Here is a 25,671-nt window from a genome sequence, read left to right as displayed (position 1 = left end):
CCGTCGTCATTGCGGGGCGCGCGCAGCGCGAGCCCGGAATCCATCTATCGGCTTGACCCGCGGCACAATGGATTCCGGGCTCGTCCTTCGGACGCCCCGGAATGACGTTGTGGGTCACGTCATCATCCCGACAATCGCCCCCATCAGGCATGTCGTCAGCGTGCCCGAGACGATCGACTTCAGCCCGAGCGCGTTGATCTCGTCGCGCCGCTCGGGTGCCATGATGCCGAGGCCGCCGATCATGATACCGAGGCTCGCGAAGTTCGCAAAACCGCACATCGCGTACAGCATGATCAGCCGCGAGCGCGGGTCGAGCGCGTCGGGGCCGAGCTTCGACAGGTCGACATAGGCGATCAGCTCGTTCAGCACGGTCTTGGTGCCCATCAGGCTTCCGGCCGTGATCGCCTGCTGCCATGGCAGGCCCATCAGCCAGCACACCGGCGCCATGACGTAACCGAGCAAGCGTTGCAGCGAAATCTTCGCGCCGCCGATCTCCGGCAGCAGGCCGATGATCGCGTTCGCGAGATAGACCAGTGCGACCAGCACCAGCAGCATCGCGATGATGTTCATCAGGAGCTCGAGACCGGCGGCGGTGCCCTTCACGATGGCGTCCATTGTCGACGAGACCTGGATATCGGGCTTGTCCAGCGACCCGCCGGTGCGTCTGTCAGACGTTTCCGGCACCATGATCAGGCTGACTAAAATTGCGGCCGGCGCGCCCAGCACCGAGGCAATGACGAAGTGCGCGGCCGCGTCAGGGATCAGCGGTGCGAGCAGCGTCGCATACAGCACCAGCACGGTGCCGGCGATCCCGGCCATGCCGCCGGTCATCACCAGAAACAATTCGCTGCGGCTGAGTTGCGCCAGATAGGGCCGGATGAAGAGCGGCGCTTCCACCATGCCGAGGAAGATATTGGCGGCGGTCGAGAGCCCGACAGCGCCGCCGACGCCGAGCGTACGCTCGAGCAGCCAGGCCATGCCGCGCACCACCGGCGGCAGCACGCGCCAATAGAACAACAGCGTCGTCAGCACGCTCATGACGAGCACGATCGGCAGCGCCTGGAAGGCGAGGATGAAATCCGAACCCGGCGCCTTGGGATCGAATGGCGCCGGGCCGCCGCCGACATAACCGAACACGAAGGCGGTGCCGGCGCGCGTGGCCGCGGCGATGGTGCCGACGGCATCGTTGATCGCGCCGAAGGCTTGCGTCACCAGCGGCACCTTGATCAGCACCAGCGCGGTGGCGACCGTGACGATGAGCCCGATCGCTGCCTGCCGCAGCGACACGACGCTCCGATTCTCGCTCAACGCCCAGGCGATCGCCAGCAACGCCACCACGCCGAACGCCGATTGCAATTGCAGCATCACGCCCCCAGGAACCTCGCGGGATTATGGACAGGGGCCTCGCGCAGCGCAACGCTGTTGCGCGTTTCGCTTGCTGCCATTGACAAGTTGCAGGGGCTCGGCCACGCAATCATCCATGCTCACCGCCACGCCGGCCGGCGCCCGCGATCTGCTCCGCCACAGACCGTTCCTGTTCTTTTTGTCGTCGCGCAGCCTGTCGCGATTCTCGAGCCAGATCGGCGCGGTCGCGATCGGCTGGCAGATCTATGAGCTGACCGGCAGCGCGTTCGAGCTCGGCATGGTCGGACTGGTGCAGTTCCTGCCGACGGCGCTGCTCGTGTTCGTCGCCGGCCACGCCGCCGACCGCTTCGAGCGCAAGCGCGTGGTGCAGGCCTGCCAGATCGCAGAAGCGCTGACCGCATTGTTTCTCGCCGGAAGCACCTTCGCCGGCACGATCTCCGAGATCCAGATCTTCGCCGCGACCTTCGTGCTCGGCATCGCCGGCGCGTTCGAGAGCCCGGCGACCGCCGCGCTGCTGCCGCTGATCGCACCGCAGGGCTCACTGCAACGGGCGACCGCGATCTCGAGCGGCGCGGCCCAAGTCGCGACCATCACCGGACCGGCGCTCGGCGGCTTCGTCTATGCGCTGATGCCGAGCGCGCCCTATGCTGTCATGATGGTGTTCTGGCTGTTCGGCGCGCTCTTGACCGGCGGCATCGGCCGGCTGCAGCAGGCGGCGCCGAAGAACGGGGAGGTGTCGGACGACCTGTTTGCCGGCGTCACCTTCGTGCGCAGCAATCCGGCGATCCTGGGCACCATCTCGCTCGACCTGTTCGCGGTGCTGTTCGGCGGAGTCACTGCGTTGCTGCCGATCTATGCGCGCGACATCCTGCAGACCGGACCGCTCGGCCTCGGCATCCTGCGCGCGGCGCCTGCGGTCGGTGCGCTCTTGATGACGATGGTGCTGGCGCGGCACACCATCAACCGCCGCGTCGGCATGCGCATGTTCCAGGCGGTGATCGTGTTCGGCGTGGCGACGGTGGTGTTCGCGCTGTCGCACTGGATGTGGCTGTCGGCGCTGGCGCTCGCAGTGCTCGGCGCCGCCGATACGATCAGCGTCGTGATCCGCTTCTCGCTGGTGCAGCTTGCCACCCCCGACGAAATGCGCGGCCGCGTTGGCGCGGTGAATTTCCTGTTCATCAACGCGTCGAACCAGCTCGGCCAGTTCGAGAGCGGCGTCACCGCGGCATTGCTCGGCGCGGTGCCGTCCGCCGTGCTCGGCGGCGTCGCCACCGTCGCGGTCGCGCTGCTCTGGATGAAGCTGTTCCCGACGCTGCGGGACGTGGAGAAGCTGGAGTAGGGGAATGCTCTCACTACGCGTCATTGCGAGGAGCTCGCGACAAAATTGCAAAGCAATTTTGCGCTGAAGCGACGAAGCAATCCATCTTTCCCCGCGGGGATCGATGGATTGCTTCGCGGAGCCTGTCATCGGGCGCGCGTTCGCGCGACCCGTTGGCTCGCAATGACGGTGCTTGTGGCTCTGGATTTCACCTCGTCCGGGCGACGCTGCTTGCAATATTTCGGAATAATAGAAGATTATCGCTGATTTGCCCGACGTGTCAAGTTGCCGTGCCGAAGGCCGGCAGCCGACGGCTACTTTGCATGGGGTTGTTTTCGATATTTTGGCAGCGCGCCCCCGCGACGGCATGGCCGGGACAAGGCCGCCGCGCGCGGTCTCGTGTCCCGGACGCGGTGCAACGCGAAGCGGTGCGCCGCAGAGCCGGGACCTATCTCATGGTACGATGGATCGAGCCAAGTAGGCCCCGGTTCAGCAGCGCATCATTGCATGCTGCGCTGCGCCCGGGGCACGAGGGTTAGCCCCGGCCCACGAACGGCATCTTGGTCGCCATGACCGTCATGAACAGCACGTTGGCGTCGAGCGGCAGGCCGGCCATGTAGGCCACGGCGTCGCCGACCGCCTTGGCGTCCATGCGCGGCTCGTGCTTGGTGGTGCCGTCCGGCTGCAGCACGCCGGGGCCGTTGACCATGCGGTCGGTCATCGGGGTCGCGGCATTGCCGATATCGACCTGGCCGACCGCGATGTCATACATCCGGCCGTCGAGGTTGGAAGCCTTGGTGAGGCCGGTGATGGCGTGCTTGGTCGAAGTATAGGCCGCCGAGAACGGCCGCGGCGCATGCGCAGAGATCGAGCCGTTGTTGATGATACGGCCGCCGCGCGGCTTCTGCTCCTTCATGATGCGGAAGGCGTGCTGGGTGCACAGGAACGGCGCGGTGAGGTTGGTGTTGACCACGGCCTGCCACTGCTCGAGCGGCAGATCCTCGAAATTGACCGGCGGCGCGCCCATGCCGGCGTTGTTGAAGAGAACGTCGAGCCGGCCATAGGTCGCCTTCACCTTGTCGAACAGCGCGGCGATCGCGGCGGGGTTGGCCATGTCGGCCGACACGCACAGGCTCTTGCCGGCGGGGCCGAGCTTGCTGGTCTCTTCCAGCATCTCGATGCGGCGCCCGGCGAGCACCACGGTGTAGCCCGCGTTCATCAAGGCGAGTGATGCCGCGCGTCCGACGCCGGTGCCGGCGCCGGTGACGAGTGCGATCTTGCTGGTGGCCTCAGTCATCCGAGTTTCCTCTTATTTGGTTTTTGCTTCGGTTTCGTTCTTGTAGGGTGGGCGTGGAATGTTCTGGTGCGCCGCGCGCAGCGCCGCCGACCAGCGCGAGCGCAGGTCGTGAAAATAGGGCTCGCCGGCCTCGATGCGGTGGTTGAGGTCGGCCTCGCAGGCGTCGGTGCGCACCACCAGCACGTCGATCGGCAGGCCGACGCCGAGGTTGGAGCGCATCGTCGAATCCATCGAGATCAGGCCCGTTTTGAGCGCCTCGTAGAGCTCGACGTCGTAATGCATGGCGGTCGAGCACCGGCTTGCCGTATTTGTGCTCGCCGATCTGCAAATAGGGCGTGTCGGTGGTGCACTCGATGAAGTTGCCGGCGGTGTAGACCATGAACAGCCGCATCCGCGAGCCCTTGATCTGGCCGCCGAACAGGAACGATACGTCGAACGAGATATCCTCGGAACGCAACGCATCGCCCTCGGTGGCGTGCACGGAGCGGATCGCGCGGCCGATCCGCTGCGCCGCCTGGAACATGGTCGGCGCGTTCATCAGCGTCTCGAGCTCGCCGGTGTGCGGATCTTCCATGCCCTCGGTCAGGGTCGACAGCACCGACTGGCTGATCGCCAGATTGCCGGCGCTCGCGATCGCCATGATGCGCTCGCCGGGTTTTGAGAAGATGTGCAGCTTGCGGAAGGTCGAGACATTGTCGAGGCCGGCATTGGTGCGGGTGTCAGCGATCATGACGAGGCCGTCGCGCACCAGAATTCCGCAGCAATAGGTCATTTCCAGTCCCCAACGATCCGAATTTCTCGGCGCAGAACTAGTAGCCAATTTCGAGGCCCCATCCAACCCCAATTCCCCGGCGCGGGAGGGCTCCCGATTGCCCAACGGTCCGTAGGCGGGCCTGTTCCACCCGTCGGCAGCCCGGAGATACCAGGGCGCTGGCCTCGGTCTGCGTTGCGTGCAGCCGGCAATGACCTGCGTCCCGTGTCGTTGCGAGGCACGTACCGTTGTGCTCGACTGCCTGCAACCGACAACAACAAGAAATTCCGGGAGGCGAGAATGTCGTTCAAACTGGCCGCTTGCATCGTGGCCTTGGGCATCGTGGCAATGGCTGCGAGCCAGGCATCGGCGCAGAAGAAGGGCGGCACGCTGCGGCTCTATCACAACGACAATCCGCCCTCGACCTCGCTGCTTGAAGAGTCGACCATCGCCTCGGTGATGCCGTTCGCGGCGGTCTTCAACAACCTCGTGGTGTTCGATCCCGCCAAGGTGCACGAATCGATCGACACCGTGATCCCGGATCTCGCCGACAGCTGGTCGTGGGACCAGACCAACACAAGGCTGACTTTCAAACTGCATCACGGCGTGAAGTGGCACGACGGCCAGCCTTTCACCGCCAAGGACGTGCAATGCACTTGGCGGATGCTGATCGGCAAGAGCGAGACCCAGGACTTCAAGCGCAATCCGCGCAAGGTCTGGTACACGAAGCTCAAGGACATCAGCGTCAATGGCGACGATGAAGCGACCTTCGAGTTGACCGAGCCACAACCCGGCCTGCTGGCGCTGCTCGCCAGCGCCTTCTCGGTGGTCTATCCCTGCCATGTGCCGCAACAGGTGATGCGCACCAAGCCAATCGGCACCGGGCCGTTCAAGTTTGTCGAATTCCGGCGTGGAGACTCAATCCGTCTCGTCCGCAACCCCGATTACTTCAAGAAGGACCGGCCGTATCTCGACGAGATCACGGTGCGCTCGATCGACAGCCGGGCCACGCGGATGCTGGCGTTCGCGACCGGCGACTATGACATCACCTTTCCGTCCGACGTCAGCATTCCCCTGATGAAGGACGTCAAGGCGCGGGCGCCGAACGCGATCTGCGAGATGACGTCGACCAATCTGCAGATCAATCTACTGGTCAACCGCGTCAATCCGCCGTTCGACAATCCCGACATCCGCAAGGCGATGTCGCTGGCACTCGACCGCGAGGCGTTCAACAGCATCCTGTTCGAGGGCACCGGTCGGCTCGGCGGCGCGATGCAGGCCAAGCCCGAAGGCGAATGGGGGATGCCGGCAGACGTGCTGTCGACGCTGATGGGCTACGGTCCCGACACCGAGAAGAACCTCGCGGACGCGCAGGCGATCATGCAGAAGCTCGGCTACAGCGACGCCAAGCCGTTGTCGATCAAGATCCAGACCCGCAATCTGCCGACCTATCGCGACCCCGCGGTGATCCTCGCCGATCAGCTCAAGAATATTTATATCGTCGCCGAGCTCGACATCCTGGATACGCCGCGCTGGTACTCGCGGCTGCAGCGCAAGGACTACACGATCGGTCTCAATGTCACCGGCGTCAGCGTCGACGATCCCGATGGCAATCTGGTCGAGAACTATTCCTGCAACTCGGAGCGCAACTACACCCAGTATTGCAATGCCGAGGTCGACAAGTTGCTCGCCGCGCAATCGCGCGAGGTCGACAAGGACAAGCGCCGCAAGATCGTGTTCGACATCGAGCGGGCGCTGGTCGAAGATGCGGCGCGGCCGGTCGTCCTGCACTCATCGGCCGGCAATTGCTGGCAGCCTTACGTGAGGAACTTTCGTCCGCACGACAACAGCCAGTACAACAATCTGCGCTTCGAGGACGTCTGGCTGGATAAATGAATCAAGCTGGCCCGCTGGGCGACGACGTCGACCGTCGTCCTCGCGAGCTTCGTAGCTCAGTCGTTATTCCTGCGCGCGAAGTGCAGCGCCGATCGTGGCGTGTCACGATCGCGACGACACCCGTCGGTCAGAGCGCGCAGGGATGCATCGGGACATCCGAAGCCGCTACGGAAGCTCGGATATCAGCTTGGTCCACTCGGCCTCGGGCCAGGCCCGTGAGGTGCAGGTCCGTATGTTTCCCTGAGAACTGAGCGCGAGCGCGAGTTTCGTGATGTTGTCGCCGAGAGGCGCTTCGGCGAGGAGAAGGATGTCATGCTCGCCGGAGGTGAGATAGACCTCCTTGATTTCGACACCAAGCGTCTTGGCGAGCTCTTTCGCCGCTCGGCTGCGCTTGGGAGCGTCCTTGACGTTACGAATTCCCTGGTCGGTCCAGTCGATCCTCACTATGAATGTCGCCATGTCGTCCTCCAAGGGTTACGCACTGCCCTTGTCTGCCGCGCGTGCGGCAGGCCAACGTGCTTCATGTTGAAGTTGAGGGAGCGCCCCATAAGGCAGGCGCTGCTTTCAGACTGCGATGCCTGCCGACGGCCTGACCGCTGCCTGTTCCATCCGACGGCGACGTCGGCCCGTCCCGTCTCAGAGGGCAGCTCGGTACAGATTACGCCATGTCGTTTGCTGGAGAAAGAGGGCTCCCCGCGTTTTGATCGCAAACGCGTTGACGGGGTTTAGCGATCACCCGGAATTCGCGTAGGCGAGACGCTGCGTTGAGGTCACACCACGTATAAGAGCCGCAGAAGGCCTTCGCGTGCCGGGCTGCCATCTGGTGCAAGTCAGGTGTGGGTGTAATCACCCGGTTTCAATCCGAGCGCTTTGACAGCCGCTTCGGGAAGCTGCCCCCACGCTTCGACCCTTTCATTCGGGGCCATCATTTCCGCAATAATTGCCGTGGCCTTTGCCGGATCTCCTTCAGCCACGAAGAAGACCGAGCGAATAGGCGGGCCGCCGTCCAACGGCTCAGTTGTTACGAGGACAACCTGACCATTTGCCATGCTCTCTTATACCGCTATTGCGGCGCCGTTTCCACGGATCCCATCGATTGATCCCAGCGATCCAGCCGCCGACGCAGGCGCCAAAAGCGAAGCTGCCCCGGTATTGCATCGTCGCAACATGGGACGCAGAACCGCTCCAGGAGCGAGAGCGTGGCCAGCAAGAAAGCAAGTGAAGAGCTCCCCGTTATTGCGCGCTTGAGGTGCGCTGCCGCAACTACCTCGCGCCGGACGGTTCGATGAGCCGGCCGTTTCCCGCCTTCGCCACCGATGCCGAGCTGCTTGTCGAGCCTTACAGATCGATGGTGTTGTGCGCCTGTTTGACCGAAAGGCTGTTGCATTGCAGCGCACTGGTCGGCTGGGACCGCGGGAGTTCGTCACAATTCCTGATGTCTTCCCGCCGGTGCATCGACGAGGAACGCCTCGTCTACCGGCACGCCGAGCGCCGTGACCAGGCGGTTGGTCTCGGCGGCCATGCCGACGATCGCCAGCATTTCCAGATATTCGGCCTCGGTCATGCCCTTGGCGCGGGCGCTCGCGGTGTGCGAATGGATGCAGTAGCTGCAGCCATGGGCCACCGAGACCGCGACATAGAGCATTTCCTTGACCTTTGGATCCAGCGCGCCCGGTGCCATCACCTCCTTGATGCTCTCCCAGGTCCGCCGCAGCGTCTTTGGATCATGCGCGAGCGCACGCCAGAAATTGTTGACGAAGTCCGACTTCCGCGTCGCGCGGATGTCGTCGAAGACGGCGCGCGCCTCCGGCGAGAGTTCGTCGTCGGAGAGCAGCTTTACGGTGGCCATGGCTTGTCTCGCTAGTTCGGATCGGAACTGCGATCATATCACGGCAGGACCTTTGCGCACTCGACCCACCATCGTCATTCCAGGGCTCGCGCAGCGAGAACCCGGAATCCATCGCGCAACAGGCTGTGTGGAGAAATGGATTCCAGGTTGGCGCCAAGAAGCGCGCCCCGGAATGACATAGAAAGGGATCAGCCTTACGATTGCGTCTGACTCTGCCACTGCCCGGGGCGCCCGGCCTGATCGACCTTGACCGCGACCGTCAGCGTCTCGCTGCCGCCGCCATAGCGGGTGCCGCGGACCGGGGCGGCGCCGAGATAGTCGAGGCCGATCGCGACGCGGGCATGGGCGTCGGTGGTGCAGATGCCGTTGGCGGCGTCGAAGCCGACCCAGCCGAGATTGGGCACGAACGCCTCGGCCCAGGCATGGCCGGCCTGCTGGTTGACCATGCCGTCGGAGCGCAGGAAGTGGCCGGAAACGAACCGCGCCGGAACGCCGCCGGCGCGCGCGCACGCGATCAGGATGTGCGCGTAATCCTGGCAGACGCCGCGCTTCAGCGCGAACGCCTCGGAGGCCGAGGTGGCGCTGTTGGTCGGATCCTCGTCGAACGTCATGTGCTCGTAGATCTGCGCCATCAGCGCGTGCAGGAAGCCGAGCACGTCGGCGCCGGCTTCCGCGCGCAGCTCGCGCACGAAGGCGGTCATGGCTGGGCTGAGGTCGGTCAGCGGCGTGGGCCGCAGGAACAGGCTTGGCGGAAACCGCTCGTCGCTGCCGCGCAGCACGCCGCCGGTGTCCTGGGTCTCGACCAGGCCTTCGCAATGGATGGTGAGGTCGCTGATCGCGCCGTGGGTCAGCACATGGGTGACGTTGCCGAAAGCGTCCTCATGGGTGTCGAGCCGGGAATCGGTCGAGACGTCGATCTGCCAATCCGCGACATATTGGCCGTCATGGCTGCCCGGCGTCATGCGCAAGATCTGGATCACGCCCGAGGCCGGCGGCTCGTAGCGATAGGTGGTGGTGTGGGCTATCCGCAGGCGCATGGCTCAACCGGAGTTGGGATCGTCGTTCCCGAGCTTGTCCCGGGCATCCACGTCTTTCTTCCTTATTGCTCTTCAAAGCAAGACGGGGATGGCCGGGTCAAGCCCGGTCATGACGGGATTTTGCGTCAAAACCGGTCAGATCAGGTACTGCTTGGTGACGATCTCACCGAGCCGTGAGTTGTCCGCGATGAATTCCTGGATGAACTCGTGCACGCCGTGCTGGAAGATGTCGTCCATATGGCTGTGCTCGAGCCGGTTCCTGATGCCGCGGGCGTGGCGCTGGGCGGCGCCCTGGCGGCCGTACGCGACGCCGATCTGGTCCAGATTGCGCACGAGGTTGCTGTAGCAGCTGGCGAGCGACCGCGGCAGCGTGTCATTGAGGATCAGAAGGTCCGCGATCAGCCAGGGTTTCAGGGTTTCCCGGTAGACCCAGTGATAGGCGGTCGTTGCCGACACCGAGCGCAGGATCGAGGTCCACTGGTAATAGTCCAGCGGGCCGCCGACATGCTCCTCCTCGGGCAGCAGCATGTGATACTTCACGTCGAGAATGCGCGCGGTGTTGTCGGCGCGCTCGAGATGGACCCCGAGCCGCGAGAACCAATAGGCGTCGTTGCGCAGCATGGTGCGGTAGGCCGAGCCGTCGAAGCGCAGCGAGGTCTCCTGCACGAAGCGCAGGAATTTGGCCAGGTCCTCGCGGCTGCCGGTCCCGCCCTTGCCCCACACCGCCTGCAACTCGATCCAGGCCGAATTGATGGTGTCCCACATTTCCGAGGTCAGCGCGGTGCGCACCGAGCGTGAATTCAGCCGCGCCGCCTCGATGCAGTTCTTGATCGAGGAGGGATTGTCCGACGAGAAGGAGAGATATTCGACGACGTTCTGCTGGTTGGCTTCCTCGTAATGGTCGTAGAAGCTCGCGCCGACGCCGGCGGTGAGCAGCGCGGAATCCCACTCATTGGTCTTGCCGACATAGGCCGCCGGCAGCGCGGTGACGCGCAGCGTCGCATCGATCGTGCGCGCCAGATATTCGGCGCGTTCAACATAACGGGCGAGCCAGAACAGATTTTCGGCGGTGCGCGACAGCATGCTTTCAACTACTCACTTAGAATCCAGGTGTCCTTGGTGCCGCCGCCCTGGCTGGAATTGACCACGAGCGAGCCTTCCTTCAGCGCGACGCGGGTCAGCCCGCCGGGCACGATGGTGGTCTGCCTGCTGCCGGTCAGCACGAACGGGCGGAGGTCGACATGGCGCGGCGCCAGGCCCTTGTCGGTGCAGGTCGGGCAGGTCGACAGCGCCAGCGTCGGCTGCGCGATGAAGCCTTCGGGCTCGCGCTTGAGCTTGTCGCGGAACGCCTCGATCGTGGCCTTGGTGGCGGCCGGGCCGATCAGCATGCCGTAGCCGCCGGAGCCGTGCACCTCCTTGACGACGAGGTCGGCGAGGTTGTCGAGCACATAGGACAGATCCTGCGCTTCGCGGCAGCGCCAGGTCTGCACGTTCTTCAGGATCGGCTCCTCGCTGAGGTAGAACTTCACGATGTCGGGCATGTAGGAATAGATCGCCTTGTCGTCGGCGATGCCGGTGCCGACCGCATTGGCGAGCGTGATGTTGCCGGCCGCATAGGCCGACATCAGCCCGGGAACGCCGAGCGCGGAATCCGGACGGAAGGTGAGGGGGTCGAGGAAATCGTCGTCGACGCGTCGGTAGATCACGTCGACCCGCTTCAGCCCCTCGGTGGTGCGCATGAACACCTCGTCGTTCTTGACGATGAGGTCGCGTCCCTCGACCAGCTCGATGCCGAGCTTGTCGGCGAGGAACGAGTGCTCGTAATAGGCCGAGTTGTAGACGCCGGGCGTCATCAGCGCCACCGTCGGTTCGGCGGAGGCGCTGTGCGGCGCCACCGAGCGCAGCGCCGACAACAGCTCATCCGGATAACGCTCCACCGGCGCGACGCGGTGCCGCGCGAACAGGTCCGGAAACAGCCGCATCATGATCTCGCGGTTTTCCAGCATGTAGGAGACGCCGGACGGCGTGCGCGCATTGTCCTCCAGCACGATGAAGTTGTCGGGGTCGGTGCGGATGATGTCGATGCCGGCGATGTGCACGTAGATGTCGTGCGGCACGTCCTGGCCGTTCATCTCCGGCCGGAACACCGGGTTCTGGAAGATCAGGTCCTCGGGGATGACGTTGGCGCGCAGAATGTCGCGGCCGTGATAGATGTCCTTGAGGAACATGTTGAGCGCGAGCACGCGCTGCTTGAGGCCTTTCTCCAGCAGCGTCCATTCGTTCGCGGACATGATGCGCGGAATGACGTCGAACGGGATCAGCCGCTCCTGGGCTTCGGTATCGCCATAGACCGCGAAGGTGATGCCGATCCGGCGGAACAGCAGCTCCGCTTCCTGGCGTCGATATTCGAGCGCATCCGGCGGCGTCTCTTTGAGCCAGCGGGAGAGCTCCTGGTAGGCCGGGCGAAGGTCCTCGCCGAGGCCATTCATCTCATCGAACGCGACTGCCATATATCCCGACTGCCCTCCCAAGCCATGTGACACAGTGCATGACTTGATGGGATGGTAGCAAGGGGCGGGCCAGCGCGATATGCATTGGCTTATGGCATTTGCTAAGGGTGAGACGGAAGGCCTGCCCGAAAAACCGGCTGAGGTCTGCTTAATTCGGCGGCAAAACCTCGTGACATCAAGGCATTGGGTCGGCAATGTCAGGGGATCAAGTTAGGGAATGAGACCATGAGCGAGATCGTCACGGCGGGGATATTGGTGATCGGCGACGAGATCCTGTCCGGCCGGACCAAGGACAAGAACATCGGCTTCATCGCCGAATACCTGACCAATATCGGCATCGACCTGAAGGAGGTCCGCGTCGTCGCCGACGACGAGGCCGATATCATCGCAGCCCTTGATGCGCTGCGGCATAGATACAACTACGTGTTCACCACCGGCGGCATCGGGCCGACCCATGACGACATCACCGCCGACAGCGTCGCGAAGGCGTTCGGGGTCGAGATCCACCATCATCCCGACGTGGTGGCGCGGTTCAGGGAGCGCTGGAGTGAGCAGGACCTCAACGAGGCGCGGCTCCGGATGGCCCGGGTGCCCGACGGCGCCGAGCTGATCCAGAGCGCGACCATCCTGGCGCCGGGCTTCAAGCTCGGCAATGTCATCGTGATGGCCGGTATCCCCACCATCATGCAGGCGATGATGGACATCGTGGCGCCGACCTTGAAATCCGGCCAGCGGATGCTGTCGGATTCGGTCCGCGCCGACGCGCGGGAAGGCGATATCGGCGGCCCGCTGCGGACGATCGCGGAGGCCCATCCCGACACCATCATCGGCAGCTATCCTTTCCAGGATGAGAACCAGAAACCGAACACCAATCTGGTGGTGCGCTCGCGCGATTCGGAGAAGCTTGCCGCGGCGATGGCCGCGGTGAAGGAGATGCTGAAGCAGGTGCAGGCCGCGCAGAAAAAGCCGGCGGGTTGAAGCGATATGGTCGAGCGAAATTCTGAACCGAGCGCGCAGGAGCGGGCCGGCAGGCCGTTCCCGGTCTCGTGGGATCAATTCCATCGGGATTGCCGGGCGCTGACCTGGCGGCTCAACGAGGTCGGCCCGTTCCACGCGGTGATCGCGATCACCCGCGGCGGGCTGGTGCCGGCGGCGATCGTGGCGCGCGAGCTCGGCTTGCGGGTGATCGATACTGTCTGCGTCGCAAGCTACGATCATGACAAGCAGGGCGACCTGAAAGTGCTCAAGGGCATTTCGGAGCAGACCGCCAAGCTCGGAGGCGGCACCGGCAAGGGGCTGCTGATCGTCGACGACCTCGTCGATACCGGCAAGACCGGCAAGCTGGTGCGCGAGCTGTTGCCCGACGCACATTTCGCAACCGTCTACGCTAAGCCGAAGGGCCGGCCGCTGGTCGACACCTACATCACCGAAGTGTCGCAGGACACCTGGATCTTCTTTCCCTGGGATACCGCACTGTCGTTCCAGCCGCCGATCCGCGACGGGGCGGCCTAGAGAGTCACCTCGCCCCGCTTGCGGGGAGAGGTCGGAGCGCATGTAGCGAAGCGGAATGCGATCCGGGTGATGGGACTCACCGCGAGTTCATCTCTCACTATCTTTGCGGTGTTCAACCGGCATGATTCCCGACATTTTGGACCGGCATGATCCCCGACAGTTTGGGTTAAGCGGTCTGTTCGCCCGGTTCGCGCAGCCCCTCACGAGGCGGAGCGAACCGGGTGAACAGGCCGCGGCGGTCGATGAGACCGACGTCGAGGTCGCAGAAGCGGACGACGTGGTCACCGGTATCGAGTTCGGCGATGCCGACAAGTTCGTTCACCAGCGCCTGACCGATAAAGACGAACTTGCCTTTCCATTTAATCTCCCCATTGCCGCGAACACGGCGGGCCTGGTGATCGGCGTCATACCAGGGGTCTTGCTCGCGATCCGGCATGGTGCGTTGAGATGCTCGATAGGCGTCCTCCGGCGGCCGTTGGCCCAGCGCTTCGTGAGGACGTTCCTTATTGTAATGCTCTCGGAAGGCGTCAAAGCGGGCCTGTTGCTCGGACGCATTATCTGCCGGTGGGCTCGATGTTTGCGCCTTCAAGGTGCGATGCATGCGCTCATGGCGACCGTTCTCCTGCGGCGAGGCCGGACGGATGAAGTGCGGCGTAATGCCGAGCTTCAGCCACCAGACCGACAATGTGGTGAGACCGCCGGCGCCGCGCGAGCCGAACGGCGAACCATTGTCGCAGCGGATTGCCCGCGGCAGGCCATGCTCGCGGAAAGCCCTCTCGAAGCGGGGGCGGACGCCCTCGGTCGTCGGTGCGACGATCTGCAGTTCGATCAGGAAGCGACTGTGGCTGTCAGCCACCGTCAACGGATCAATCCGGCACTGGTCGCGGGTGCGGAACCAACCCTTGAAGTCCACGCTCCACTCGTCGTTCGGCTCCTGCACCGGCGTGCAGGGACGCCGCTGGTCGAGCGGACGGCGGCGGCGCTTCACCGGCGAGATCAGCCCCGCGCGCTTGAGAATGCTCCCAATCGTCGACGCCGCCGGCCAATCGATCTCCGGCGCCTGGCGGTCAAGCAGGGCGAGCAGCTTGCGCGGTCCCAGATAGGGAAAGCGCTGCCGAGCCGCGATCACCTTCTCTGCAATCGCCGCATCGGTCGTTTGTCGGCATTGCTGCGGCGCGTGCGAACGGTCCCTGAACCACTCCGGATCGCCGCTCTGCTTCCGCTGGCGCCATGCGTAAAACGTGTCGCGGCAGATACCGTGACGGCGGCACAACTCCGACACGCTCCAGTTCCCGCTCTCGTACTCCATAAGCATCCGGATACGCTCTTCCATCCGACTGGTCTCTCTGAACGGCATCGTCGGGCCCTCCCGCCGATGCTTCTAGAAACCTGTCGGCAATCATGCCGGTCTAAACTGTCGGGTATCTATCCGGTCTGTACCCGGATATAGCCCCTCACCCCAACCCTCTCCCCGCAAGAGCGGGGAGAGGGAGAAGGAAGAGCATGCCCCTGCAGAACCGCGTCACACCGACCGGAGACATCGTCGCGTCAGAGCATCGCGGCACCTTCACCGGCAATCGCGGCATCATCCACGATCCGGCGACGCGGACGCTCTTGAACAAGCGCTGGTCGTCGCCGGCGTGGCTGACCTGTGTCTGCGAGTTCAGGGGACGGCGGCGCAAGGTGATGAGCCGGCAGAGCTGGACCGAGCTGTTCTTCCTCGATGAAGCCACCGCCTTCGCAGCCGGGCACCGGCCGTGCTTTTATTGCCGCCGCGACGACGCCAAGCGGTTTCGCAGCTGCTGGGAGAGCGGCAACGGCGTCAGCGATCTCAGTGCCAAGGCGATGGATGCGGTGCTGCACGCCGAGCGGCTCGATCGCGGCAAGAAGCGGCTGCATCCGCTGCTGCTGCCAATAGCCGGGCTGCCCGACGGCACGATGGTGCAGGCGAACGGGGAAACCTATCTCGTCGCCAATGGCAAGACGTTGCGTTGGTCGTTCGCCGGTTACGACCGGGCTGACGTGACCGGTCCCGCGATGCTGCTGACGCCGCCGTCAACCGTCCGCGCTTTTGAGGCCGGCTACCGGCCGGTGTTGCATCCGAGCGCTGCGGCTGCTCCGGACTGAGCCGCAGGCGCGACCCTCACGCCAGCCGCTGCCGTGCCAGCTTTGCACCCGCACCGAGCGCAATCAGCTTGGCTTCGGCGATGTCCCGCCGCATCGGCGCCATGCCGCAATTGGTGGTCGCGATGATGTTGCCCTTCGGCACGAATTTCGCGACCGCCTCGATCACCTTGACGACATCTTCGGCGGTCTCGACCTCGTCGCTGGCGACGTCGATCACGCCGGCCTGCACGATCTTGCCGGGCAACGCCGCGAGCAGCTCGATCGGCACCTTCGAGTTGCGACATTCGATCGCGACCTGCTGGATCGTGCTCTTGTCGATCACCGGGAAAGTCTCTTCATATTGCCGCCACTCGCCGCCGAGCGTCTGCTTCCAGTCGGTGTTGGCCTTGATGCCGTAGCCGTAGCAGATGTGAACCGCCGTGGCGCAGGTCAGGCCCTCGGCGGCGCGCTCCAGCGCCTTGATGCCCCAGTCGCGGACCTCATCCATGTAGACATTGAACGCGGGCTCATCGAACTGGATCATGTCAACGCCGTCGGCCTGCAACGCCCTGGCTTCCTGGTTCAACAGCTCGGCGAAGGCGAAGGCCATCTTCACGCGGTCGCCATAGTATTGGTCGGCGATGGTATCGATGATCGTCATCGGGCCGGGCAGGGTGAACTTCAGCCTGTTTTTGGTGTGGGCGCGTGCCGCGCGCGCCTCGCTTTCGTGGACACGGCCCTTGAGTTGCAGCGGTGCGACCACCTGCGGCACCATCGCCTTGTAGCGGTCCTTGCGGATGCCCATCTCGACCTTGTGGGCAAAATCGATGCCCTCGATCCGCTCCAGAAAACCGTGCACGAAGTGCTGGCGCGCCTGCTCGCCCTCGGTGACGATGTCGACGCCGGCATCCTCCTGCAGCTTGACCGCAAGCACCGTGGCATCGCGCTTGGCGCGGGCGAGCTCGGCGCCGTCCGACTTCCAGGGCGCCCACAACATGTTCGGTTCGGCGAGCCATTCCGGCTTCGGCAGGGAGCCTGCGATCGTGGTTGGAAACAGCATGGGTGCCTCCCGATGGGTTCTGATTGAGCGCCTGTGTGCCATGTCCTAAGGTGGAGGTACAGAACAACAAAAGTCTTTGTGATGGGGAATAGGACGCCGATGATCGACCTGCACTACGCGCCGACGCCGAACGGCTGGAAGATCTCGATCATGCTGGAGGAACTGGGGCTGCCCTATCAGGTGATCCCGGTCAACATCCGCGCCGGCGAGCAGTTTCGACCCGAATTCCTGCCGATCAGCCCGAACAACCGCATCCCTGCGATCGTCGACCATGCGCCTGCCGACGGCGGCGGGCCGTTCCCGGTGTTCGAGACCGGTGCGATCCTGATCTATCTCGCCGACAAGACCGGCCGTTTCCTGTCCCGGGAGCTGCGTGCGCGGTCGAACGTCATCCAATGGGTGATGTGGCAGGTGGGCGGCCTTGGGCCGATGCTCGGCCAGCACGGCCATTTCGCGCTCTATGCGGCCGAGAAGATTCCCTATGCGATCGAGCGCTACCGCGACGAGACGGCGCGGCTCTACGGCGTGCTCGACCGCCAGCTCGGCAAGACCGGCGCCTATATCGCCGGCGACGACTATTCGATTGCCGACATCGCCTGCTTCCCCTGGACCATGACCCACAAGGCGCAGGGCTTTACTCTCGACGATTACCCGAACATCAAGCGCTGGTACGCGGCCGTGCGCGCCCGCCCGCAGGTGCAGGCCGGGCTGGCGATCGGAAAATTCGTCAAGGAGCCGTTTGACGAGGAATCACGCAAGAATATGTTCGGGCAAAAGGCCAGGGAAGTGTTGGGGAAACAGTAGATGTTCCTACGCCGTCATTGCGAGCGAAGCGAAGCAATCCATCGCGCCACGCGCGGAGACATGGATTGCTTCGTCGCTTCGCTCCTCGCAATGACGGAGGAGAGAGCAATTCAAACATCACAAAAAGGGAAACGCCAATGATCGAATTCTTCTTCGACTGTTCCAGCCCGTGGACCTATCTGGCCTGGCACAACATCCAGTCGCTCGCGAAGGAGTTCGGCGCCGAAATTACGTGGCGGCCGATCCTGGTCGGCGGCATCTTCAACACCGTCAATCCATCGGTCTACGCGCAGCGCGAGACGCCGGTGCCGCTGAAGGCGCGCTACATGAAGAAGGATCTCGCCGACTGGGCGCGCTCGGCCGGCCTTGCGATCAAGATGCCGCCGACCGTGTTCCCGGTGAACAGCGTGAAGGCGATGCGCGGCTGCATCCTTCTCGGCAACGAGAAGATGGTGCCGTTCGCCCGCGCCGTGTTCGAGGCCTATTGGGGCGATGACAAGGACATCTCGCAAGACGCGGTGCTGACCGAGATCTGCACCAAGGTCAGGATCGATCCCGCAAAATTCCTTGCCGGCATCGGCGATCAGGCGATCAAGGACCAGCTCAAGGCCAACACCGAGGAGGTGATGGCGCGCGGCGGCTTCGGCTCGCCCACGATCTATCTCGACAAGACCGACATGTATTTCGGCAACGACCGCCTGCCGTTGATCCGCGAGGCGCTGGCACGTCTCAAGGCGCGAGCTGCCTGATGCCGAAAGCCGTTGTTTGCCGCGAGCTCGGCCCGCCCGAGCGCCTGCAGCTGGAAAACTTCGCCTCGGTGCCGCTGAAGCCGGGCGAGGTGCGTGTTGCGATCCGCGCCGCCGGGATCAATTTCCCCGACATCCTGATGGCCGCCGGCGAGTACCAGCTCAAGCCGCCGCTGCCGTTCACGCCGGGCTCGGAAGCCGCCGGAGACGTCGTTGAGGTCAACGATGCCGCTGGTGTCGCCGTCGGCGACAAGGTGATCGTCAAGATGCGCTTCGGCGCCTATTGCGACGAGACGGTCGCCGTGCCGTCGCAGCTCGTGCCGGTGCCGTCGACCTTCGACTATGCGGAAGGCGCGACCTTCCTTGCCGCGCACGGCACGGCGTATCACGCGCTGATCGATCGCGGGCGGATCCAGCCCGGCGAGGTGCTGCTGGTGCACGGCGCCGGCGGCGGCGTCGGGCTTGCCGCGGTCGAGATCGGCAAGCTGCTCGGCGCCACCGTGATCGCGGCGGCCTCCAGCGAGGAGAAATTGGCAATCGCCAAAGCGCGCGGCGCAGATCATCTCGTGCTCTACGCGCGCGAGCCGTTCCGTGACGCGGTCAAGCGCCTCACCGACGGCCGTGGCGCCGACGTCGTGTTCGATCCGGTTGGCGGCGAGGTATTCGAGAACTCGATGCGCTGCATCAACTGGGGCGCGCGGATTCTCGTCGTCGGCTTTACCGGCGGCATCGGTCTCGCCCGCACCAATCTGTTGATGATCAAGGGCGCGAGTGTGCTCGGCGTTCGCGCCGGCGAGGCGGTGCGGAAGAACCCCGCGCTCGGCGAGGTCAGGTTCAAAGCGCTGAGCGAATGGGCCGAGGCGGGCCGGGTGCGGCCAAACATCTCGCACCGGTTGCCGCTGGAGGATTATGCGAAGGCGATGCGGCTCCTGATCGAGCGCAAGGCCATCGGGCGTGTGGCGCTGATCACTGGGTAGAACTACCTGCTTTGCACGTGTTCTGCGCAGCACCTGCCCAAAACTTCAGCGGCGCTGCCGCAGGGCTTTTTTACCAATCGAATGTAGGCATGATCCAACCCGGGGTTGAGGCATGTTCAAGAACACCAAGATACTTTATCGCATTGCTTTCTCCGCCGTGCTGCCCTTGATCGCGTTCGTGGCGCTCGCGGTCTACGACATCTCGGCGAGGTGGTCGGTTCGAACAGACATGACCCGCATCAAGCCGATTGCCGAGGGCGTCGGCAAGCTCAGCCGGCTGGTGCACGAGCTGCAGCGCGAGCGGGGCCTGTCGTCGGCTTATCTCGGCAGCAAGGGCGCCCAGATGCGCACCGAACTCGGCGAGCAACGCAAGCGCACCGACGCGGAACGGTCGGTCGCCACGTCAGTGCTCGCCGGTCTCAAGCAATCGGGCACCGTAGATCTCGCCACGGCCGCGCAATCTGCCCAGGACGGGCTTGGCCAGCTCGAGCAGCGCCGCACCGATATCGACGGATTGACCATCGCGCCGCCGGCTGCCGTCGGTTATCTCACCGATACGATCGGCCGGCTCATCACCGTGATCACCGGCATTGCCAAACTCAGCAGCGATGACGACATCTCGAAGTCCATCGCCGCCTACGCCAGTTTGATCGAGGGCAAGGAGCGCGCCGGGCAGGAACGTGCCGCCGTCGCTGGTGGCATCGCGGCAGGTCGCTTCGATCCTCAGCTCTATGTGCGCGCGGTCGGCCTGGCCGCGGCGCAGGAGAGCTTCTTCAGTGCATTCCGTGCTGCTGCGTCGCGGAAAGCGCGTGAGTTGTTCGCCCGATCGATGTCGGGCGGCGCTATCGATTCCTTCAGCGCCATGCGCAAGACGGTAGAGCAGGGCGGGCTCGCGGGTGACTTCAAGTCGCTCGACAGCAAATCATGGTTCGATGCCGCCACTGTCCGGATCGATATGCTCAAGACGGTCGAGGATGGTCTTGCCGCCGAATTGTCGCGCCTGATTGGCCGACAAGAAGGAAGAGGCGACCATGAGCCTCGGCATCGTCGCCGGCCTGATGCTGCTGGCGCTGCTGGTGGGATCGCTCGCGGTGCTGGCGATGGCGCGCAGCATCACCGGGCCGATCAATACGCTGGCGTCCAATATGACGAGGCTCGCCGAGGGGAATCTCGATCTCAAGGTCGACGCCACCGATCGCGGCGACGAGATCGGCGTGATGGCGCGGGCAGTTCAGTTCTTCAAGGAGAGCATGATCCGCTCGGCCGAGCTCGCCGCGAAGGATAGCGAAGCCGTCAACCAGCGTGCGGCCCGCGCCGCACGCGTCGGCGAGCTCACCAATCAATTTCATGACGACATCGGCGTGGTCATCGAGGCCGTGATATCGGCGTCATCACAGCTCGAGGCAACGTCTGCACTGATGAACAGGAGCGCGGGCAAGACCAGCGACCAGGCGGCAAGCGTGGCGGAAGCGACGCAGGCGGCGTCCAGCAACATGCAGACAGTTGCGGCCGCGACCGAGGAATTGTCGAGCTCGGTCGGCGAGATCGGGCGTCAGGTGACACAGTCGGCGCAAATCGCGCAGCGTGCGGCGGCCGACGGGCGGCGCACCAATGAGACGGTACAGGGGCTCTCCGCCGCCGCCGAGAAGATCGGCGACGTCGTCAAGCTGATCAGCGAAATCGCGAGCCAGACCAATTTGCTGGCGCTCAATGCCACGATCGAGGCGGCGCGGGCCGGCGATGCCGGCCGCGGCTTTGCCGTGGTTGCTGCCGAGGTGAAGACGCTTGCGGAACAGACCGCCAAGGCGACCGACGAGATCCGGGCCCAGATCGGCGCAATCCAGGCGACGTCCGGCGACGTCGTGACCGCGATCCGGGGCATGACCGTCACGATCGACGAGATCAACGAGATCGCCTCGTCGATCGCCAGCGCCGTCGAGCAGCAGGGCGCGGCGACCCAGGAGATCGCGCGCAACGTCCAGCACGCGGCCAAGGGGACCGGCGATATCTCGGGCAATATCGGCGCGGTCACCGGTGCGGCGGAGGAGTCCGGGGCAGCCGCCAGCCAGGTGCTCGGCGCTTCGGAAGAACTGTCGCGCCAGTCTGCGCGGATGCGCATCCACGTCGAGGGCTTCATCGACAGCATCAAGGCTGCCTGATCACCGCGTCTTTGCGAACTGTCCGTCGTGCAAGAATGCGATGGTCTGCGCGATCGCATCCCTGTTGCGCACCAGCCAGGGATGCGAGGTGCGGATCACGATGTGATCGGCCATGCCGTCGAGCCGGGTGTTGGCGACCGACACCCGTCCGTCATGCGGCCGCGGCAGGCCGATGGACGTGATCGGATAGATCGAGCGATTGCCGGCGATGACGCCGGTCGGGTAATCGATCGCCGGCAGCAACGCGCTGGTCGCGGCATCGCGGCGGGTGACGAGCTGCTGGCCGGCCGGACCGAAGAAGGCGCGATAGGCGGCGAGGTTTTTCAGGCGGTCGGCGATCTCGCTGCCGCCATTCGGCGTACCCAGCATCACGACGCGGCCGAGCCGGGCCGGACGATGTTGTGCCAGATAGACGCGAGCCAGCAGCCCGCCCATCGAATGGCAGACGAAATGCACGGCGCCGTCGAGGCTGTGCGCGAACCGGTCGAGCGCCGGATGGATGTCTTCCGCCAGCGCATCGAGCGGCTTGCGCCGGCTGTCATAGTCGAGATTGAGGGTAGCAAAGCCGGCATCGTCAAGCGCCAGCTCCATCCTGCGAAACGAGCGCGCCGTCCTGCTGATACCGTGCAGCAGGACGACGCCGTCAGATGGAGACGCCGCGGGACGCCGCTCGCTCACTTATAGTCGCGCTCTTGCCACCACGGGAAATAGTCGGGCATATCAGACGACACCTTGTTCTTGAACTGCGCCGGGCGCTTTTCCAGGAACGACACCACGCCTTCCTTGACGTCGTCGGAGCGGCCGCGGGCATAGATGCCGCGGCTGTCGACCTTGTGCGCCTCCATCGGATCGTCGGCGCCCATCATGCGCCACATCATCTGGCGGATCAGCGCCACCGACACCGGCGCGGTCTTGGCTGCGAACTCCTTGGCGAGCGCGCGCGCGGTCGGCAACAGATCGTCCGGCGTCACCACCTTGCTGACGAGCCGGCCGGCGAGCGCTTCCTGTGCCGGGAAGACGCGGCCGGAATAGCACCACTCCAGCGCCTGCGAGATGCCGACGATGCGCGGCAGGAACCAGCTCGAGGCCGCCTCCGGCACGATGCCGCGCTGGGAGAACACGAAGCCGAAGCGCGCGGCCTCCGACGCGATGCGGATATCCATCGCCAGCTGCATGGTGACGCCGATGCCGACCGCCGGACCGTTCACCGCGGCGATCACCGGCTTCAGGCACTTGAAGATGCGCAGCGTCACCTGGCCGCCGCCGTCGCGCACCTGCGGATCGCTGTAGTCGACGCTGCCGTCCGCATGCCGCTTGACCGGACCGCGCCGCGCATCGCGGTCGAAGGTGTTGGCGCCGGAGGACAGGTCGGCGCCGGCGCAGAAGCCGCGGCCTTCGCCGGTGACGATGATGGCCCTGACGTCGTCGTCCTTGTCGGCCTTGTCGAACGCGTCGATCAGCTCCTGCTGCATCGTGGCTTGAAGGCGTTGAGTTTGTCGGGCCGGTTCAGCGTGATGGTCAGGATCTGCTCGGCGACCTCGTACGTGATCGTCTCATACGCCATGGGGATGATTTCCTCTCGGTTTTCTTGAATGGGCGGCGCAACGCGCGTCTCCATCCAGTTAACCCGGCAATCATCCCTTGTGAAGAAGTCGCATGCGCGACGTGGTTTCGCGCATCGCGACTTGCGTTGAGGCGCTACTTCTTCGGCGGCGTCGGCCACGGCTCCTGCGGGCCGCGCAGGGCTTCGAAAGCCTTGCCCATGCCGAGCACGCCGATGTCGTCGAAGCGGCGGCCGATGATCTGGACGCCGATCGGAAAGCCCTTCTTGTCGTAGCCGCCGTTGATCGACAGCGCCGGGTTCTCCGACATATTCCACGGCACGGTAAAGCAGATGTGCTCGAACGGCTTTGCGGGGTCGTTGAGTGGGGCTGCGAACTCCGCCGGGAAGTTCACCACCGGCGACACCGGTGAGATCACATAGTCGAACTCGCAGAACAGTTTTGCGGCGGCCGCGCGGATCGCCATGGTCATGTTGAAGCCGCGCATCACATCGACACCGGAGAGCTTTGCGCCGGCCTCGGCCCAGTTGAGGATATAGGGCAGGGTCTTGCCGCGGTCGGCCTGCGGCAATTTCGACAGCTCGTCCCAGGTCCGCGCCCGCCAGAAATTGTCGAGCCCCTCGAGCATCTCCGGAGTCAGGATGCCGTCGATCTCGGTGATGACGGCGCCGGCGGATTCGAACGCCTTCGCTGCCTTGACGACGATTTCGCGGACCTCCTTCTCGACCTTCTGGCCGGCCCCGGCGTCGAGCATCAGCCCGATGCGCAGCTTGCGCGGCGACTTCTCGATCGCCTTCCAGTTCACCTCAAGCGCCGGCAGGCTCATGCCGTCGCGGCGGTCGGGGCGCGACAGCACGCTCATCATCAGCGCGGCGTCGTCGACGGTGCGGGTCATCGGACCGGCGACGCGGCCGACATAGGGTGGGTCGATCGGCACGCGGCCGAGGCTCGGCTTCAGGGCGACGAGGCCGCACCAGGAGGCCGGCAGCCGCACCGAGCCGCCGATATCGGTGCCGAGATGCAAGGGACCATAGCCGGCGGCGCCGGCCGCGCCGGCGCCGGCGCTCGAGCCGCCGGGGTTCTTGCTGACATCCCAGGGATTGCGGGTGAGGGGATGGAACGACGACAGTCCCGACGACAGCATGCCGTAATCCGGCATCGTGGTCTTGGAGAAGATCACGCAGCCGGCTTCGCGCAGCCGCGCCGCGGGCGGCGCATCCTTCTCCGCCGGCGCGAGCTTGACGCTCGCGGCACCCAGCGGCACCGGCTGGCCCTTGGTCGCAACGTTGTCCTTGATGGTGACGGGCACGCCATCGAGCGTGCCGACCGGCTCGCCTTGCTGCCAGCGCTCGGTTGCGGTCTTGGCGACCTTCCGCGCTCCGTCAGGGTCGTACAGATAAAGCGCCTTGATGTGCGGCTCCCAGGTCGCGACCTGGGAGATGATTTCCTCAAGCACTTCGGAGGGCGAGAACTGCTTGGCACGGTAGCCTGCGAGCAGGTCGACGGCCGTGAGATCGTGCAGCGATGTGATGGTGTCCGCTTTCGGCTTATGCATGGGCACCTGCCGGCATGCGTTTCTCGATGATGCGGGCAAACATGCTGGCGCCGATCGGCAGGATCTTGTCGTCGAGAACGTAACCGGGATTGTGCACGGGCACCGAACCGTCATGGCCAACCCAGAAATACGCGCCGGGAATGGCCTGCATCATGTCGGCGAAATCTTCGCTGCCCATCTTGGGCGTCGAGCGGGTGAGCACCTTGGCCGGATCGACGACGGTGCGCGCGACTTCCTCGACCACGCGGGACTGCTCTTCCTGGTTCACCAGCACGCTGAAGGTGTCGCGGATATCGGCCTCGATCTCGACGTCATAGGCCGCGGCCATGCCGGCGCAGATCGCGCGCATGCGCTTGCGGATCAGGGCACGGGTGTCGTCGTCGAAGGCGCGCACGGTGCCGCACAACCAGGCTTCGCCCGGAATGACGTTGTAGGCGGAGCCGGAGTGAATCTGGGTGATCGAGACCACCGCCGGCTGCAGCGGATCGACATTGCGACTGACGATCGACTGGATCGCCTGTCCAAGCGTCATCGCGATCACCACCGCATCCTTGGAGCGTTCCGGCATCGCGCCATGGGCGCCGTAGCCGTGGATCTTGATGTCGAAGAAGTCGGCACCGGCCATCGCCGGGCCCGGCAGGATGGCGATCTCGCCATGGTTCAGGTCGGGCGCGTTGTGCAGGCCATAGACCTCGTCGCAGGGGAATTGCTTGAACAGGCCGTCCTTGATCATGGCGCGGGCGCCGCCGAGGCCTTCCTCGGCCGGCTGGAAGATGAAATGCACGGTGCCGTCGAAATTGCGGGTCTCGGCGAGATAGCGCGCCGAGCCGAGCAGCATCGTGGTGTGGCCGTCATGGCCGCAGCCGTGGAAGCGGCCGGGAATGGTCGAACGCCACTTCAGATTGGTGTTCTCCTCCATCGGCAGCGCGTCCATGTCGGCGCGCAGGCCGATCTTTTTGGTGCCGCTGCCCTTGCCCTTGAGCACGCCGACCACGCCGGTGCCGCCGAGGCCGCGATGCACTTCGATGCCCCAACTCGTCAGCTTGTCGGCGACGATGCCGGAGGTGCGGACCTCCTCGAAGCCGATCTCGGGATGCGCATGCAGATCCCGTCTGATGGCAGTGAGTTCGTCGGCAAAACTGTCGATGCGCTCAATGGTCGGCATGG

Annotated in this window: 22 protein-coding genes and 4 pseudogenes; 11 read left to right on the top strand and 15 right to left on the bottom strand. The window is 64.6% G+C overall.

The annotated features are described in order from the left end of the window. Positions 1 to 114: 114 nt before the first annotated feature. Entirely contained in the window at positions 115 to 1,365 is a 1,251-nt protein-coding gene (locus HAP48_RS45685; protein ID WP_166206710.1) for a NupC/NupG family nucleoside CNT transporter, read from the bottom strand. A 115-nt stretch (positions 1,366 to 1,480) separates the two neighbouring features. On the opposite strand from HAP48_RS45685, the gene HAP48_RS45680 reads away from it, so the two are divergent. Then, entirely contained in the window at positions 1,481 to 2,704 is a 1,224-nt protein-coding gene (locus HAP48_RS45680; protein WP_166206707.1) for an MFS transporter, read from the top strand. Positions 2,705 to 3,218: 514 nt separating this feature from the next. On the opposite strand, the gene HAP48_RS45675 is transcribed toward HAP48_RS45680, so the two are convergent. After that, entirely contained in the window at positions 3,219 to 3,980 is a 762-nt protein-coding gene (locus HAP48_RS45675) for an SDR family oxidoreductase (RefSeq protein WP_166206704.1), read from the bottom strand. Between the two features lie 12 nt (positions 3,981 to 3,992). Next, a pseudogene (locus HAP48_RS45670) lies at positions 3,993 to 4,752 on the bottom strand (proteasome-type protease). Between the two features lie 279 nt (positions 4,753 to 5,031). Here HAP48_RS45670 and HAP48_RS45665 point away from each other — a divergent pair. Next, positions 5,032 to 6,627, top strand: coding sequence for an ABC transporter substrate-binding protein (locus tag HAP48_RS45665; protein WP_166206701.1), 1,596 nt, complete (start codon positions 5,032 to 5,034; stop codon positions 6,625 to 6,627). Positions 6,628 to 6,792: 165 nt separating this feature from the next. On the opposite strand, the gene HAP48_RS45660 is transcribed toward HAP48_RS45665, so the two are convergent. The 6 genes from HAP48_RS45660 to HAP48_RS45635 all read right to left on the bottom strand — a co-directional run bounded on the left by HAP48_RS45660 (position 6,793) and on the right by HAP48_RS45635 (position 12,023). Beyond that, positions 6,793 to 7,086, bottom strand: a complete 294-nt coding sequence (locus HAP48_RS45660; protein WP_224496852.1) for a GYD domain-containing protein — start codon at positions 7,084 to 7,086, stop codon at positions 6,793 to 6,795. 371 nt (positions 7,087 to 7,457) lie between these two features. Then, the gene (locus HAP48_RS45655; protein ID WP_166206695.1) at positions 7,458 to 7,676 is read right to left on the bottom strand and encodes a hypothetical protein; all 219 of its coding nucleotides are present in this window, start codon (positions 7,674 to 7,676) and stop codon (positions 7,458 to 7,460) included. A 374-nt stretch (positions 7,677 to 8,050) separates the two neighbouring features. Continuing rightward, on the bottom strand, positions 8,051 to 8,476 hold the full coding sequence (locus HAP48_RS45650) for a carboxymuconolactone decarboxylase family protein (RefSeq protein ID WP_166206692.1): 426 nt from the start codon (positions 8,474 to 8,476) through the stop codon (positions 8,051 to 8,053). Positions 8,477 to 8,670: 194 nt separating this feature from the next. Continuing rightward, the gene (locus HAP48_RS45645) at positions 8,671 to 9,513 is read right to left on the bottom strand and encodes a transglutaminase family protein (RefSeq protein ID WP_166206689.1); all 843 of its coding nucleotides are present in this window, start codon (positions 9,511 to 9,513) and stop codon (positions 8,671 to 8,673) included. A gap of 135 nt (positions 9,514 to 9,648) precedes the next feature. Then, complete coding sequence (locus tag HAP48_RS45640) at positions 9,649 to 10,596, bottom strand: alpha-E domain-containing protein (protein ID WP_166206686.1); 948 nt, start codon at positions 10,594 to 10,596, stop codon at positions 9,649 to 9,651. An 8-nt stretch (positions 10,597 to 10,604) separates the two neighbouring features. Then, positions 10,605 to 12,023, bottom strand: coding sequence for a circularly permuted type 2 ATP-grasp protein (locus tag HAP48_RS45635; protein WP_166206683.1), 1,419 nt, complete (start codon positions 12,021 to 12,023; stop codon positions 10,605 to 10,607). Positions 12,024 to 12,248: 225 nt separating this feature from the next. Here HAP48_RS45635 and HAP48_RS45630 point away from each other — a divergent pair, with 225 nt between their 5' ends. Both HAP48_RS45630 and gpt read left to right on the top strand, forming a co-directional pair. Further along, the gene (locus HAP48_RS45630; protein ID WP_166206680.1) at positions 12,249 to 13,001 is read left to right on the top strand and encodes a competence/damage-inducible protein A; all 753 of its coding nucleotides are present in this window, start codon (positions 12,249 to 12,251) and stop codon (positions 12,999 to 13,001) included. A 6-nt stretch (positions 13,002 to 13,007) separates the two neighbouring features. Then, the gene (gpt, locus tag HAP48_RS45625) at positions 13,008 to 13,535 is read left to right on the top strand and encodes a xanthine phosphoribosyltransferase (RefSeq protein ID WP_166206676.1); all 528 of its coding nucleotides are present in this window, start codon (positions 13,008 to 13,010) and stop codon (positions 13,533 to 13,535) included. Positions 13,536 to 13,701: 166 nt separating this feature from the next. On the opposite strand, the gene HAP48_RS45620 is transcribed toward gpt, so the two are convergent. Next, positions 13,702 to 14,868: an integrase core domain-containing protein gene (locus HAP48_RS45620; protein ID WP_224496526.1), complete on the bottom strand. Its 1,167-nt coding sequence runs from the start codon at positions 14,866 to 14,868 to the stop codon at positions 13,702 to 13,704. 170 nt (positions 14,869 to 15,038) lie between these two features. Here HAP48_RS45620 and HAP48_RS45615 point away from each other — a divergent pair, with 170 nt between their 5' ends. Then, positions 15,039 to 15,662 carry a hypothetical protein gene (locus HAP48_RS45615; protein WP_166206673.1) on the top strand — a complete coding sequence of 208 codons (624 nt, stop codon included), beginning with the start codon at positions 15,039 to 15,041 and terminating at the stop codon, positions 15,660 to 15,662. 16 nt (positions 15,663 to 15,678) lie between these two features. Here the strand turns inward: HAP48_RS45615 and HAP48_RS45610 are convergent, their stop codons facing one another. After that, on the bottom strand, positions 15,679 to 16,701 hold the full coding sequence (locus HAP48_RS45610; protein WP_035976962.1) for a methionine synthase: 1,023 nt from the start codon (positions 16,699 to 16,701) through the stop codon (positions 15,679 to 15,681). A 99-nt stretch (positions 16,702 to 16,800) separates the two neighbouring features. Between HAP48_RS45610 and HAP48_RS45605 the strand changes: the two genes are divergently transcribed. The 6 genes and pseudogenes from HAP48_RS45605 to HAP48_RS45580 all read left to right on the top strand — a co-directional run bounded on the left by HAP48_RS45605 (position 16,801) and on the right by HAP48_RS45580 (position 21,387). Beyond that, the gene (locus tag HAP48_RS45605; RefSeq protein ID WP_166206670.1) at positions 16,801 to 17,505 is read left to right on the top strand and encodes a glutathione binding-like protein; all 705 of its coding nucleotides are present in this window, start codon (positions 16,801 to 16,803) and stop codon (positions 17,503 to 17,505) included. Positions 17,506 to 17,642: 137 nt separating this feature from the next. Beyond that, positions 17,643 to 18,254, top strand: a complete 612-nt coding sequence (locus HAP48_RS45600) for a 2-hydroxychromene-2-carboxylate isomerase (RefSeq protein ID WP_166206667.1) — start codon at positions 17,643 to 17,645, stop codon at positions 18,252 to 18,254. Continuing rightward, positions 18,254 to 19,228: an NADPH:quinone oxidoreductase family protein gene (locus HAP48_RS45595; RefSeq protein WP_166206665.1), complete on the top strand. Its 975-nt coding sequence runs from the start codon at positions 18,254 to 18,256 to the stop codon at positions 19,226 to 19,228. Before HAP48_RS45600 ends, HAP48_RS45595 begins: the two co-directional genes overlap by 1 nt. 112 nt (positions 19,229 to 19,340) lie before the next feature. Next, a pseudogene (locus tag HAP48_RS45590) lies at positions 19,341 to 20,162 on the top strand (nitrate- and nitrite sensing domain-containing protein); the annotation flags it as partial. 97 nt (positions 20,163 to 20,259) lie between these two features. Beyond that, positions 20,260 to 20,403, top strand: a pseudogene (locus tag HAP48_RS50555) (hypothetical protein); the annotation flags it as partial. A 42-nt stretch (positions 20,404 to 20,445) separates the two neighbouring features. Then, positions 20,446 to 21,387: a methyl-accepting chemotaxis protein gene (locus HAP48_RS45580; protein WP_210292766.1), complete on the top strand. Its 942-nt coding sequence runs from the start codon at positions 20,446 to 20,448 to the stop codon at positions 21,385 to 21,387. On the opposite strand, the gene HAP48_RS45575 is transcribed toward HAP48_RS45580, so the two are convergent. From HAP48_RS45575 to HAP48_RS45560, 4 genes and pseudogenes are all read right to left on the bottom strand, one after another. After that, entirely contained in the window at positions 21,388 to 22,065 is a 678-nt protein-coding gene (locus tag HAP48_RS45575; RefSeq protein ID WP_166206661.1) for an esterase/lipase family protein, read from the bottom strand. Beyond that, positions 22,062 to 22,951, bottom strand: a pseudogene (locus HAP48_RS45570) (crotonase/enoyl-CoA hydratase family protein). Before HAP48_RS45570 ends, HAP48_RS45575 begins: the two are co-directional and overlap by 4 nt. A 134-nt stretch (positions 22,952 to 23,085) precedes the next feature. Beyond that, positions 23,086 to 24,504, bottom strand: coding sequence for an amidase (locus tag HAP48_RS45565; RefSeq protein ID WP_166206659.1), 1,419 nt, complete (start codon positions 24,502 to 24,504; stop codon positions 23,086 to 23,088). Then, on the bottom strand, positions 24,497 to 25,669 hold the full coding sequence (locus HAP48_RS45560; RefSeq protein ID WP_166206657.1) for a M20 aminoacylase family protein: 1,173 nt from the start codon (positions 25,667 to 25,669) through the stop codon (positions 24,497 to 24,499). Before HAP48_RS45560 ends, HAP48_RS45565 begins: the two co-directional genes overlap by 8 nt. Between the last annotated feature and the right edge of the window lie 2 nt (positions 25,670 to 25,671).

The organism is Bradyrhizobium septentrionale (genome assembly GCF_011516645.4).
Taxonomy (GTDB): Bacteria; Pseudomonadota; Alphaproteobacteria; order Rhizobiales; family Xanthobacteraceae; genus Bradyrhizobium; species Bradyrhizobium septentrionale.
Note: the sequence above shows the minus strand (reverse complement) of the source record. Positions and strands in the feature narration are given on the sequence as shown.